The organism is Kitasatospora sp. NPDC089509 (assembly GCF_044749365.1).
Classification (GTDB): domain Bacteria; phylum Actinomycetota; class Actinomycetes; order Streptomycetales; family Streptomycetaceae; genus Kitasatospora.
On the sequence record NZ_JBIVHS010000006.1, the window covers coordinates 204,960 to 217,143 of the forward strand.

Consider the following 12,184-nt stretch of genomic DNA (forward strand, 5'->3'; position numbering starts at 1 on the left):
GCCTCCACGAACCGCTACCCCGCCGCCTTCATGAACGCCGTCCAGATCCGACCCGGCAGGTCGGAGTCCGGGGTGTCCGGCGACGCCCCGCCGAGGCCCTCCAGCGACAGCAGCTTCATGTCCTTCAGGTCCGCCCGGAACACCGTGACCGCCGTCGCCAGCCGCCCGTTGTAGCCGACCGTCCACCCGGCCGTACGGTCCGGCGTGGTGCCGAACTTGCCCGCCGCGTCCGGGCCCGCCTCCGCCAGCGCCTTGGCGCTCCCGCCGCGCACCGCCCCCTTGAGCGCCGCGTCCACGTCCCGCGCCACCCCCGCCGGCAGCGCCTGGGTGGCGGTGGGCAGCCGCAGCGCGAGCGGCTCGCCGTTGCGGGTGACCTGGAGCACCGAGTACGGGTCGGTGTGGCTGCCGCCGGCCGCGAAGGCGGCGTACGCGTCGGCGGCCCGGATCGCGCTCGGCCTGGAGTTGCCGACCCCGAAGGCGGGCACCAGCTCGCCCAAGCTGTCGGGCAGCAGGCCCAGGGCCGCCGCGGTCTGCTGGACCTTGTCCAGGCCGACGTCCATGCCGAGCTGCATCATCGGCCCGTTGACGGACTGCTCCACCGCGCTGCGCAGCGAGACCCGGCCCCAGTTCCGCTTGCCGTCGTTGGCGGTCTTCACGATCTTCCCGTCCCGCCCCCAGTACGGGCCCTCCGGGGTCAGCACGTTCACCCCGTTGTCGCCGTCGTAGAGGGTCTCGGGCGTCACCGGGGTCCGGTCGCCGCCGCGCTTGTGCTGCACGCCCTGGCTGAGGCCGGCCGCGTACACCAGCGGGGTGAAGGCCGAACCGATGGGTACGGACGAGGTGTTGGCGTTGTCGAAGCCCTGCTTCAGGTAGTCGGGGCCGCCGTAGAGCGCGACGATCCGCCCGTCCGGGGCCACCGAGGCCGCGCCGACCTTGAGCAGCTTGTCGGCCTCCCGGCTGTTGGGGTCGATCCCCTGGGTGGCGTCCCGCACCGCCGCCGTGAGGGCGGCGACCTTCGTCTTCTCGAAGGTGGTGTGGATCTGGTGGCCGCCGAGGTCGAACTGGGCCGGGGTGATGTCGCTGTGGCCCTCCACGTAGCTGCGGGCCATGTCCACCAGGTAGCCGATCTGGCCGCTCAGCCCGGCCGCCTTCGGCTGCGGCCGCGGCTCGGGGAACACCGTGTAGGTGGCGCGCTCGGCGGCGGAGAGCTTTCCGGTGTCGACCATCCGGTCCAGGATCCAGGCCCACCGGTCCTCGGCGCGCTGGTGGTTGTCCGCGCTCAGCGCCGGGTCGTACTGCCCGGCGCCCTTCAACAGGGCGGCCAGCAGGGCCCCTTCACTCGGATTGAGCTGCGAGACGTCCTTGCCGTAGTACGCGGCCGCGGCCCGCTCGATGCCGTAACTGCCGCGCCCGAACCAGCTGGTGTTCAGGTAGCCGGCCAGGATGTCCTGTTTGCTCATCCGTTGGTCCAGCTTGATCGCGATGACCATCTCGCTGAGCTTGCGGGACATGTCCTGGCGCTGGTTGAGGTAGATGTTCTTGACGTACTGCTGGGTGATGGTCGAGCCGCCCTGGGTGTCGCCGCCGGTGGCCATCGCGACGACCGCGCGCCCGATGCCGGAGACGGAGATCCCCGGGTCCGAGTAGAACGTCGCGTTCTCGGCCGACAGCACCGCCCACTGCACCGGCTCGGGCACCCGGTCCAGCGGCACCTCCTGCCGGTTGGTCTCGCCGACCCGGGCCATCTCGGTGCCGTCCGCCCAGTAGTAGACGTTGTTCTGCTGGGTGGCGAAGGCGTTGAGGTCCGCCGGGACCTTGGTGACCGTGAAGAACCAGGCCACCAGGCCGGTCAGCGCCACCGTCGGCAGCCCCAGGACCACCAGCAGCTGCCGCCAGGACGGCAGCCAGCGGCGGACCCCGCGCCGACCGCGCCGCGGGTAGTCGATCCAGCGGAGCGGACGCCACCGGCGGCGCCCGGGCCCCCGCTCCTCGCCCTCGACCCTGGCCTCGGCCTCGGCCTCGGCCTGGGCCTGGGCCTGCCCATCCTGCCGCCGTGCAGCACGCATCCGGTATCCGATCTCCTGGGACGGCCCCCTCACTGGGATAGATGCGGTTCGGGCTGTTCCACAGCCGCCCGAAACCGGTGTGATCATGGTCATAGCAAACGCGGGAACCCCACCGGGACCCCACCAGGACCCCACGGGGACCTCATGGGACGCACCCGTCACGCCCTCCCCGCTCCGCGGCCGCCCCCGCGGACCGCCAGAATGACGCCATGAGGATGATCCACACCCTGCTCGGCGTGCTGCTGCTCCTGCTCGTCGTGGGCAGCATCCTGCGCACCCTGGTCGTCCCGCGCGGGCTCTACTCCGCCCTGGTGTACCGGCTCTGGGCCGTACTGCGCACCGTGCTGCGGCTGTGGGCCGCCCCGTTCGGCACCTACCGGGCGCAGGACCGCGCGCTGACCTGGCTGGCGCCGCTGGTGCTGCTGGGCATGCTGGCGGTGTGGCTCAGCGGGATGCTGCTCGCCTACTCACTGATCCTGCACGGCACCTCGGACCTCAGCTGGACGGTGTCCGTCCGGGAGGCCGGGTCCAGCCTGTTCACCCTCGGCTTCGCCAGCGGGGAGCGGCTGCAGCTGTCCGCGATCGACTTCCTGGCCGCCGCCAGCGGCCCGCTGGTGATCGCCCTGCAGATCGCCTACCTGCCCACCCTGTACGCCGCCTACCAGCGGCGCGAGACCGAGGTGACGCTGCTGCAGTCCCGGGCCGGCGAGCCCGCCTGGGGCCCGGAGCTGCTCGCCCGGCAGTCCCTGGTCGACACCGAGACCGCGCTCCCCCAGCTCTACCGCGACTGGGAGCGGCTGGCCGCCGACATCGGCGAGAGCCACTCCAACTACCCGGTGCTGCTGTCCTTCCGCTCCCCGCAGGCCAACCGCAGCTGGGTGGTCGGGCTGATCGCGGTGATGGACGCGGCCGCCCTGCACCTCGCCCTCTGCCCGCGCTCGGCCCCGCCCGAGGCCCGGCTGGTGATCCGGGCCGGCTTCACCGCGATGCGCGACATCGCCCGCTCGCTGCGCATCGACTTCGACGCCGACCCGGACCCGACCACCCCGATCCGGCTCACCTACGCCGAGTACCTGGGCGCGGTCGCGATGATCACCGCTGCGGGCTTCCCGCGCGAGCGCCCGGTCGAGGACGGCTGGCGGCACTTCAACGGCTGGCGGATCAACTACGAGGCCCTGGCCTACGAACTCGCCCGCCGCAGCGACTCCGTCCCCGCCCTCTGGACCGGCCCCCGCGACTTCCGCGCCCCGGTCATCCCCCCGGCCCGCCCCACCGACCGCCGCCCGGAAGCCCTCCGCCCGGGCCCGCCGGACGCCTGACCGGCCGGTCCGGTATGGTGGTGGATCGTACGTGCCGAAACAGGATGTTCCGTGGAGAAAGAGGGAGGTGGGGTTGATGACCGCGCTCATGGCCGCCGTGCGCAGCGTCCGGGTCTCCCTCACGTCCCGGGCCGCGGCCTGACGTCGTCCTGTCCCGTCCCGCTGGGAGCGTGAGCTCGCGGGGCACCGTACGCACACCTTCAGGAACGGAATCCCGTCCACCATGCGCAACTGGATCACGCGCGCCGAGACCGGCGCCGACATCCCCACCGTCCGCGACATCAACCTCGCCGCCTTCGACACCGCCGGGGAGGCCGACCTCGTCGACGCCCTGCGGGCCGACCCCGCCTGGATCGAGGGCCTGTCGCTCGTCTCGGCCGACGAGCACGGCACCGTCGTCGGCCACGCCCTGCTGACCCGCTGCCACGTCGGCGACGTCCCGGCCCTGTGCCTGGCCCCCTGCGCCGTGCTCCCCGAGTACCAGCGCACCGGCGCCGGCTCCGCCGCGATCCGCGCCGCCCTCGCAGCGGCGACGGACCTCGGCGAGCGGTACGTGGTCGTCCTCGGGCACCCGGACTACTACCCCCGGTTCGGCTTCGGCCGGGCCTCCGCACACGGCATCGGCCTGAGCATCGAGGTCCCGGACGAGGCCCTGATGGCCCTCTCCCTGGCCCCGGGGCACCCGCTGCCCGCCGGTACCGTCCGCTACGCGGCACCGTTCGGCATCTGAGGGAACACCTGACCGAAGGAGGGGCCGGGCGGGGCAACGAGTGCCCCGCCCGGCCCCTCCTTCGAACCTCGACCACTCAGACCTCGACCGCGGTGCCCTCGGCGAGGGAGCGCTCGGCGGCCGCCAGGATCTCCACCACCCGCAGGCCGAAGTCCGCGTCGCACGGGTGCGGCCGGCCCGAGGCGGCGGAGGCCAGCAGGGCGTCCAGCGCCCGGTGGAGGGCGACGGTCGGGCCCTCGCCGCGCTCGGGCAGCTGTGCCACCCCGTGTTCGCCGCGCAGTTCCATCGCGATGCCGCCGCCCGCCCGGGGGGCGGTCAGGCTGAGCGCGAGCGTGCTGGAGGCGCCGCCGGCGTGGCGCAGCACCAGGTGGACGGTGTCCAGCGGTCCGGCGACGGCGGTGACCCGGGTCGCGTCGCCCAGCACCGGCAGCAGCACGGACAGCGCGTGCGGGCCGACGTCCCAGAGTGCGCCCTTGTCCTGGCGCCAGGCCGAGGCCGCGTACGGGCTGGTGCTGCCCGGGGCGAACACCGAGCCGAGCCAGTCGGAGCGGCCGGTGAACCAGCCGCCCAGTTCGGCGTGGTGTTCCAGCCACGGGATCTGCTCGCCGCCGAAGCGGACCGTGAAGAACACCACCGAGGCGCGGCGGTGGGCGCGCACCGCCTCGGCCACCGTGCGGGCGTCCGGCACGGTGAACGCGACCGGCTTGTCCAGCAGCAGGTGGCAGCCGGCCTCGGCGGCCCGGACCGCGAGCCCGGCCTGGACGGACGGCGGCAGGGCGATGGAGACCGCGTCCACCTCGGCGAGCAGCCGGTCGAGGTCGGCGAAACCGGGCACGCCGTGGGCCGCGCCCAGTGCCTCGGCGGCCTCCGGGCGGCGGCCCCAGACGCCGGTGAACTCCACCCCGGGGTGCTCGGCCAGCACGGGTGCGTGCACCCGCTCCGCCCAGGTGCCGGTGCCCAGCAGTCCGATCCGCACGATGTCTCCGTTCCTCTGCACTGCCGACCTCTGTACCGCCGACCTCTGCAATGCCGACCTCTGCACTGCCCGGTCACGCTCCATGACCGGGCAGGGAGGTCACTCCGCGGTGGCGGCGTTCGCTGCCGCGGCGGCCTTGGCCGCCTCCTCCGCCTCGATCTTCGCGTGGGTCTTCGCCGCGCGGCGCTTCATCACCCAGGCCGAGATCGCCCCGATCAGCACGGCCGCCGCCAGGCCCGCCCAGGAGAACCGGGCCAGCCACGGTTCGATGGCCTTGCCGACCTTGTAGACCAGCAGCGTCGTACCGCCGGCCCAGACGATGCCGCCCAGCACGTTGGCGATCAGGAACTTCCAGTACGGCATCTTCAGCGCGCCCGCGAGCGGACCGGCGAAGATCCGCAGCAGGGCGATGAAGCGGCCGAAGAAGACCGCCCACATGCCCCACTTCTGGAACGAGCGCTCGGCGGTCGCCAGGTGCGCGGGCCCGAAGTGCTTGGGGAACTTGCGTCCCAGCTTCTCGAAGAGCGGCTTCCCACCCTTGCGGCCGATCGAGTAGCCGATCGAGTCGCCGATGATCGCGCCCGCGATCGCACAGGCCGCGATCCCCCACGGGCTCACCACGCCCTTGACGGCCATCAGGGACGCCGTGACCAGGGCGATCTCGCCGGGCAGCGGGATGCCCAGCGATTCGATGCCGATGATCAGGCCGATCAGGGCGTACACCGCGGTCGGTGGAACGCTCTCGATCCAGGCGTCGATGTGCAAGGCCAGTACCTCCGTGGCAGGTCGGAACCGGGCCCGGCTCCCCGTGGAGCCGGACGTGCGGTCCGGCGGTCATCCGATGGCGGCACCCGGGCCGCTCCCCCGGGGCGCAGCCTAACGTGCCGGGTGGGCCCGTCCCCCGGCCGATCACCCGTGGTTACGACGTACGCCCCCGCGCCAATAGTTCCAGGCCGACCGGCGTTTCTTCAAGAATTGGTAAAACGCAGGGCGGCCACCGAAGGCCTCTGCTTCATCCGGCGGACGACCGGCAGCAGCACCCGCAGCAGACCGCGGCCGCCCTCGGGGTAGACCTCCCGGATCCCGGTGACCGCCGGGTGCGCGCCGGCCAGCTTGCCGAGCTCGTCCGCGTCCATCCCGAACGGCATCGGCGGCGCCTGGTAGTGGCGGTCCCGCAGCTTGCCCTCGACGGCCCGCCGGCTCATCCAGCGCGGCACCGCGTCCAGCACCATGGCCCCGCCCGGGAAGCGTGCGGCGCAGGCCGCGATCAGCTCCCGGACCTCGGTCGGCCGCAGGTACATCAGCAGCCCGGCGGTGCTGATCAGCACCCCGCGCTCCGGGTCCGGGTCCACCGCGTCCGTCCAGCGGAGGTCGGTGGCCGGGCAGGCCAGGATCCGGCGCCGCCCGTCCGGCGGGAGCAGCCGCTCGCGCAGCCCGGCCGTCTCCGGCAGGTCCACCGACAGCCACTCGGCCCGTCCGTTGTCCACCCGCCAGGACTGGGTCTCCAGTCCGTCCCCCAGCCCGACCACCGTGGCGCGCGGGAACCTGGTCAGGAAGTCCGCCACCTCCCGGTCGAAGCAGGCCGCCCGCAGCCCCTGCAGCTGGCCCGCCGTCGCGGCCGTCCCGAACCGCTCCGCGAACGGGAAGTCGATCCGCTCCACCAGCTCGACCGCCACCGGGTCGTGCAGCACCGTGTCCGGCCGCCGTGCCTCCAGCGCCCGGTGCCACAGCGTCCACAACGCCGTCTCCGGCACCTGCCCCAGCTCCGGCCGTTCCCCGCCGCTCATCGCTCACTCCTTCGGACGTGCACCGCGCTCCGGCATGAACCCGCCGATTCTGACACCCGCCGCGCGCCCCCTCTCCCGCCGACGCGCCGGGCCCCGGGCGCCGCGGCGGTCCCCGGGCGCCCCGGCGGGCGGGACGGTGCTCAGGACGAGGCAGCACTCAGGACGAGGCAGCGCTCAGGACGAGGCGGCATCGCAGACGCGGATCACCTCCACCGAGTCCCGGCCGCCGTCCGGGTGGGACGGGTTCCAGAGCCGGTCGGCCTCGCCGCGGGCGACGTGCTCCTCGTAGACCCGCACCTTCTCCCGCATCACCTCCAGGGTCACCTGGAGGTCCCGGATCTGCGCCGCCACGTCGTCCTGGTGCCGGCGCAGCAGCTCCAACCGCTCCCGTTCATTGCCGGTGCCCGCCCGGACCAGGTCGATGTAGCCGCGGATCATCGCCAGCGACATGCCGGAGGAGCGCAGCCGCATACAGATCGCCAGCCACTCCAGGTCCTCCTCGTGGTAGACCCGGCGGCCGTTGGACAGCCGGCGCACCGGGTTGGCGAACAGCCCCTCCCGCTCGTAGAAGCGCAGGGCGTGCACGCTCAGTCCGCTGCGCTGGGCCACCTCACCGATGCTCAGGTCCATGACCACCCCTCCCTCGTCCGACCGTCGGTCCCGACCGGTCCCGACAGTTGATCTAGACAGGACTCTAGGACCTACCGTCGAGCCGTCGGCCGATCCGACCGGGTCGGCCCCTCCCAACTGGCGGAAGCAGGACAGCACATGGGCGTTTGGTTCGTCACCGGGGCGTCGCGCGGGCTCGGCGCGGAGATCACCCGTGAGGCGCTGGAGCGCGGCCACCGGGTGATCGCCACCGCGCGGGACGTGACGGCGGTGCGCGCCGCGCATCCGCGGCGGTCGGCCGAACTGCTGGCGGTGACCGCGGACGTGACCGATCCGGCGCAGTTGGCGGCCGCCGTGGCGGCCGGGCTGGAGCGGTTCGGCCGGATCGACGTGGTGGTCAACAACGCCGGTTACGGCGTGGTCGGCGCGATCGAGGAGGTCTCGGACGAGGCCGCCCGGGCGCAGTTCGACGTCAATGTGTTCGGCGTGCTCAACACCCTGCGGGCCACCCTGCCGACGCTGCGCGCCCAGCGGTCCGGCCACGTACTGAACATCGGCTCGGTGGCCGGGTTCGCGACCGCGCCGGCCACCGGGCTGTACGGGGCCTCGAAGTTCGCCGTCGAGGGCATCTCCGAGGCCCTGCACGGCGAACTGGCCCCGCTCGGCGTCCGGGTCACCGTCGTCGAACCGGGCGGCTTCCGCACCGACTTCCTGAGCGGCTCCAGCCTGCGCACCGAGCCGGCCGTCATCGCCGACTACGCGGCGGGCGCGGGCCCGGTGCGCGAGGCGCTGGCGGGCGTCGACGGCCGTCAGCCCGGGGACCCGGCGAAGGCCGCCCGGGCGGTCGTCGACGTCACCGAGGTCGACGAGCCGCCGCTGCGGCTGCAGTTGGGTGCGGACGCGGTCGAACGGGTGGAGGCGAAGCTGGAGTTCGTCCGGCAGGAGCTCGACCGGTGGCGCGGGGTGGCGCTCTCCACCGCCCTCTGAGGCCCGAGTTCGGACCGCCGCCGTTCACCCGGACGTCTCGGCGCTCACCCCGACGTCTCGGCGGCTACGGGCTCCCGCTCCGACCCAGACCCCGGTGCCGGCACCGGCTCGGGGGTGACCCGGCGGATGCTCAGGACGGTGAGCAGCGCGACGGCCGCACCGACCACCGGTACGGCGGCCGGGCCGACGCCCGACAGTGCGAGGCCGCCGAGTCCGCCGCCGACCGCCACCCCGAGGAACTGGGCCGAGAAGTGCAGTCCCAGGGCCTGGGCGCGCTGGGCGGGCGCCAGGCCGGCCAGCCGGGTCTGCTGGCTGATGCCGCCGGACCACCAGGCCGCACCGAAGGCGAACATCAGCGGGAACGCGACCGCCGTGGCGAGCAGCGGCGTGCGGGTGGCGGTGAGCACGGCCAGCACGGTGAGCAGCCCGGCGATCAGGGTGAGCGCGCCGCACAGGACCCGGGCGAGGCCGTGGCGGGCGATCAGCGCGCTGACGGCGCGGCCCGCGAGCAGGCCGCCGGCGCCGAACACGATCATCAGCGCGGCCACCCCGGTGCTGCCTAGCCCGGCCGCCCGGTGGGCCACCGGGTCGAGGTAGGTGTAGACGCAGTAGGCGGCCAGGAAGAGCCCGAAGGTGGTCGCCAGGCCCCAGCGGATCGGGGTGCGGCGCAGCAGGTTGAGCCGCCCGGCGGCGGGGTTGCCGCCCGCGGGGACGGCGGGCAGGCCGGTCCGGACCGCGACGGCGGTGGCCACCGCGAGGAGTGTCACGAACCAGAACGAGGCGCGCCAGCCGAGGGCCGAGCCGATGACGGTGCCGATCGGGGCGCCCAGGGTGAGTGCCACCGCATTGCCGCCGGCGGTCACCGAGATCGCCCTGGGCAGTTCGTCGGGCGCGCAGAGCGCGGCCGCGGTGGCGGCGGCGGGGGCCGCGAAGAGGGCGGCCCCCAGGGCGGCGAGCACCCGGGCCGCGACCAGGACGGCGTAGTCGGGGGCGAGCGCGGCGAGGGCGTTCGCGGCGGCGAAGAACAGGGCGGCGCCGGTCAGCAGCCGCCTGGGCTCGACCTGGTGGAACAGGCCGATCAGCGGCGGTCCGGCCAGGGCGTAGACCAGCGCGAACACCGTGACCAGCTGGCCGCACAGGGAGACCGAGGTGTGCATGTCGTGCGCCACGCTCGGGAGCACCCCGGCGATCACATAGCCCTCGGTGCCCACGGTGAACGTGCCGAGGGCCAGGAGGTAGATCCGTGGGTTCATGGTCCGACGGTACAACATCCGTTGAACCATTGGAAAGGGCTCTCCTCCGCACGGAAATGACGGAGCATCACGGTGCCGCGGCGACGGATCCATGCGCCCGGAGCCTCCGTCACCACGGAAAGTAGAATCAGGGCATGCGCGATGCGTTCCACGCCGAACTGGCGACCGTCACCCTGGCCGCGGCCATGCACGGTCTCAGCGACCCGCTGCGACTGCGGATCGTCGACCTGCTGGCCCGCCAGGGCGAGACCGAGTGCTCGGTGATCTACAACGCCCTCGGGATCAGCAAGTCGAACGCCTCCCACCACTTCCGGGTGCTGCGCGAGTGCGGCCTCATCCTGCGCACCCACCAGGGGCAGCAGCAGAGCGCCCGGCTGCGCGCCGAGGAGTTCGACGAGCGGTTCCCGGGGCTGCTCCGCGCGGTGCTGGACAACGTGGACGGCGTGGACAAGGCGAACGGCGCGAACGGCGCCGCCTGAGGCCGCGCCGTCCGTGATTCCCGCCGTCCGTGACTCCCACCGTCCCGCGGTGGCCTTCCGCCCCGCTCAGCCGACGCTGAAGGCCCCGTCCGGCGGGGGCGGCGAGTCGGTGGCCTCCGCGTCGGTGACCGGCGCGGTGCGGCCCACCAGGGCGGCCAGCTCCTCGCCCTCGGTGAGCCGGGCCGGGAAGATGTCGCCCGCCAGCAGCCTGGTCAGCTCCGCCACCGGCAGCGGCGCCGTCGAACCGGCCAGCAGCACGTTGCCGTACCGGCGCCCGCGCAGCACCGGTGCCTCCGCCACCAGGCAGACGTACGGGAACACCGCCCGCACCGTCGCCGCCTGCGCCTTGGCGAAGGCCAACGGCGGGCCGTCCGCCAGGTTGGCGGCGTAGCAGCCGCCGGGGCGCAGGGCGCGCGCGGCCAGCCGCAGGAACTCCACCGAGGTCAGGTGCGCCGGGGTGCGGGAGCCGTGGAAGACGTCCGCGATCACCAGGTCCTGCGAGCCGGCCGGGACGTCGGCCAGTGCCGCCCGGGCGTCGCCGACCGTCGCGGTGATGTCCGCGCCGGGGCCCTGCCAGGGCAGCTGCCCGGCGACCAGGTCGAGCAGCGGCCCGTCCACCTCCACCACCCGCTGGCGGGAGCCGGGCCGGGTGGCCGCCAGGTAGCGCGGCATGGTGAGCGCGCCGCCGCCCAGGTGCAGGGCGTCCAGCGGCCGTCCGGCGGGGGCCAGGGCGTCGGCCAGGTGGCCGAGCCGGCGGGTGTACTCGAACTCCAGGTGGGTCGGGTCGGCCAGGTCGACGTACGACTGCGGGGTGCCGTCCAGGGTGAGCAGCCAGCCGCCCTCGCGGTCGAGGTCCGGCATCAGCTTGGCGAAGCCGAGGTCGGTGGCCCGGCCGACCGGCACCGGCTCGTCCGTCACGCCGTCTCCCCGACCGGCCGCACGTCCAGGTAGCCGGCCAGCCAGCGGTCCAGCTCGGCGAACACCTCGGTGCGGGCGGCCTCCTGGGACAGCACCAGGTCGTGCATGCCGCCCTCGATCCGCACGATCGTCACGTGCCGGCCCAGCCGCGGGCCCTGCGCGGCGATGTCGTCGGCGCGCAGCACGGCGTCCGCGTGGTGCAGGGCGTGCTGCCAGGTGGTGGTGGAGATCGACCGGGTGGAGGCCATCAGCAGCACCGGCACGTCGATGCCGAGCCCGTGCCGCAGCTGCCGGTGCCCCTGGTGGATCGCGGACAGCCAGCCCGCGTACAGCGGGAAGCCCTCGGCGGGCTTGAGCCGCAGGTCGAAGTCCCACTCGCCCTTGTGGTCCCGGTGCAGGCTGTGGGTGTAGTGCGGGTTGAGCGAGGAGGGCAGGACCCGGGTCGGCTTCATCCGCCCGAGCGCGGTGACCACCGGGCCGCCGGCCGTCCGCACGGCCGCCCCGGCCGGCATCGACAGGAACGGGCTGTTCAGGAACAGGCCGTCCACCAACCCGCGCCCGGCCCGGCGACCGGCCCACAGGGCGCCCACCAGCCCGCCGGTGGAGTGCCCGTTCAGCAGCAGCTGCCGGTGCCCGTCCACCTCCCGGATGATCCGCACCGCCTCGTCGAGCTCCTCGTCGTACTCGACGAGGTCCCGGACGAAGTTCGGCGACTGGTGCGGCCGCAGCGACCGGCCGTACTTGCGCAGGTCGAGGGCGTAGAAGGAGAAGCCCAGCGCGGTGTAGTGGTCCGCCAGATTGGTCTGGAAGAAGTAGTCGTTGTACCCGTGGATGTACAGCACCGCCCGCTCGGCCCCCGGCACCAGCCGACGCACCAGGGTCGCGCAGACCGCCCCCTCGTCGTCCGGCTGCAGCACCAGCTCCGCCGCCTCGTAGGGGGCACCCAGGATGTCTTCCCGAAACTCCATCTGCCGCCGCACCCGTCCCTCTGTTCCGCCCGCCGTCGCGGCAGGTCACCGCCCGTTTCCAGGCTCGACGATACCGGCCGGTAGCCACCGGG

12 protein-coding genes are annotated in these 12,184 nt (G+C 73.8%); 4 read left to right on the forward strand and 8 right to left on the reverse strand.

Annotation, left to right across the window (positions count from 1 at the left end; genetic code table 11):
* Nucleotides 1–14 precede the first annotated feature (14 nt).
* Entirely contained in the window at nucleotides 15–2,066 is a 2,052-nt protein-coding gene (locus ACIP4P_RS15475) for a transglycosylase domain-containing protein (protein WP_400918236.1), read from the reverse strand.
* A 209-nt stretch (nucleotides 2,067–2,275) separates the two neighbouring features.
* Between ACIP4P_RS15475 and ACIP4P_RS15480 the strand changes: the two genes are divergently transcribed.
* Together ACIP4P_RS15480 and ACIP4P_RS15485 are read left to right on the forward strand one after the other, a co-directional pair.
* A complete protein-coding gene (locus ACIP4P_RS15480) occupies nucleotides 2,276–3,385 on the forward strand; it encodes a hypothetical protein (RefSeq protein WP_400918239.1) in 1,110 nt (369 codons plus the stop codon).
* A 223-nt stretch (nucleotides 3,386–3,608) separates the two neighbouring features.
* Complete coding sequence (locus ACIP4P_RS15485) at nucleotides 3,609–4,115, forward strand: GNAT family N-acetyltransferase (protein WP_400918242.1); 507 nt, start codon at nucleotides 3,609–3,611, stop codon at nucleotides 4,113–4,115.
* Between the two features lie 76 nt (nucleotides 4,116–4,191).
* On the opposite strand, the gene ACIP4P_RS15490 is transcribed toward ACIP4P_RS15485, so the two are convergent.
* The 4 genes from ACIP4P_RS15490 to ACIP4P_RS15505 all read right to left on the reverse strand — a co-directional run bounded on the left by ACIP4P_RS15490 (nucleotide 4,192) and on the right by ACIP4P_RS15505 (nucleotide 7,508).
* Nucleotides 4,192–5,091 carry a Gfo/Idh/MocA family protein gene (locus ACIP4P_RS15490; RefSeq protein ID WP_400918871.1) on the reverse strand — a complete coding sequence of 300 codons (900 nt, stop codon included), beginning with the start codon at nucleotides 5,089–5,091 and terminating at the stop codon, nucleotides 4,192–4,194.
* A 99-nt stretch (nucleotides 5,092–5,190) separates the two neighbouring features.
* Complete coding sequence (locus ACIP4P_RS15495) at nucleotides 5,191–5,856, reverse strand: DedA family protein (RefSeq protein ID WP_350513110.1); 666 nt, start codon at nucleotides 5,854–5,856, stop codon at nucleotides 5,191–5,193.
* Between the two features lie 203 nt (nucleotides 5,857–6,059).
* Complete coding sequence (locus ACIP4P_RS15500; RefSeq protein WP_400918245.1) at nucleotides 6,060–6,878, reverse strand: class I SAM-dependent methyltransferase; 819 nt, start codon at nucleotides 6,876–6,878, stop codon at nucleotides 6,060–6,062.
* Nucleotides 6,879–7,052: 174 nt separating this feature from the next.
* Entirely contained in the window at nucleotides 7,053–7,508 is a 456-nt protein-coding gene (locus tag ACIP4P_RS15505) for a MerR family transcriptional regulator (protein ID WP_400918248.1), read from the reverse strand.
* A 138-nt stretch (nucleotides 7,509–7,646) separates the two neighbouring features.
* On the opposite strand from ACIP4P_RS15505, the gene ACIP4P_RS15510 reads away from it, so the two are divergent.
* Nucleotides 7,647–8,474: an oxidoreductase gene (locus ACIP4P_RS15510; protein WP_400918251.1), complete on the forward strand. Its 828-nt coding sequence runs from the start codon at nucleotides 7,647–7,649 to the stop codon at nucleotides 8,472–8,474.
* A gap of 44 nt (nucleotides 8,475–8,518) precedes the next feature.
* On the opposite strand, the gene ACIP4P_RS15515 is transcribed toward ACIP4P_RS15510, so the two are convergent.
* Complete coding sequence (locus ACIP4P_RS15515) at nucleotides 8,519–9,727, reverse strand: MFS transporter (protein WP_400918254.1); 1,209 nt, start codon at nucleotides 9,725–9,727, stop codon at nucleotides 8,519–8,521.
* A gap of 134 nt (nucleotides 9,728–9,861) precedes the next feature.
* On the opposite strand from ACIP4P_RS15515, the gene ACIP4P_RS15520 reads away from it, so the two are divergent.
* Nucleotides 9,862–10,206 (forward strand): metalloregulator ArsR/SmtB family transcription factor, encoded by a 345-nt coding sequence (locus ACIP4P_RS15520; RefSeq protein ID WP_350513105.1) that lies wholly within the window; start codon nucleotides 9,862–9,864, stop codon nucleotides 10,204–10,206.
* A 66-nt stretch (nucleotides 10,207–10,272) separates the two neighbouring features.
* Here the strand turns inward: ACIP4P_RS15520 and ACIP4P_RS15525 are convergent, their stop codons facing one another.
* Nucleotides 10,273–11,067 carry a spermidine synthase gene (locus ACIP4P_RS15525; RefSeq protein WP_400918874.1) on the reverse strand — a complete coding sequence of 265 codons (795 nt, stop codon included), beginning with the start codon at nucleotides 11,065–11,067 and terminating at the stop codon, nucleotides 10,273–10,275.
* A gap of 53 nt (nucleotides 11,068–11,120) precedes the next feature.
* A complete protein-coding gene (locus ACIP4P_RS15530) occupies nucleotides 11,121–12,092 on the reverse strand; it encodes an alpha/beta hydrolase (RefSeq protein ID WP_400918257.1) in 972 nt (323 codons plus the stop codon).
* Nucleotides 12,093–12,184: the final 92 nt, after the last annotated feature.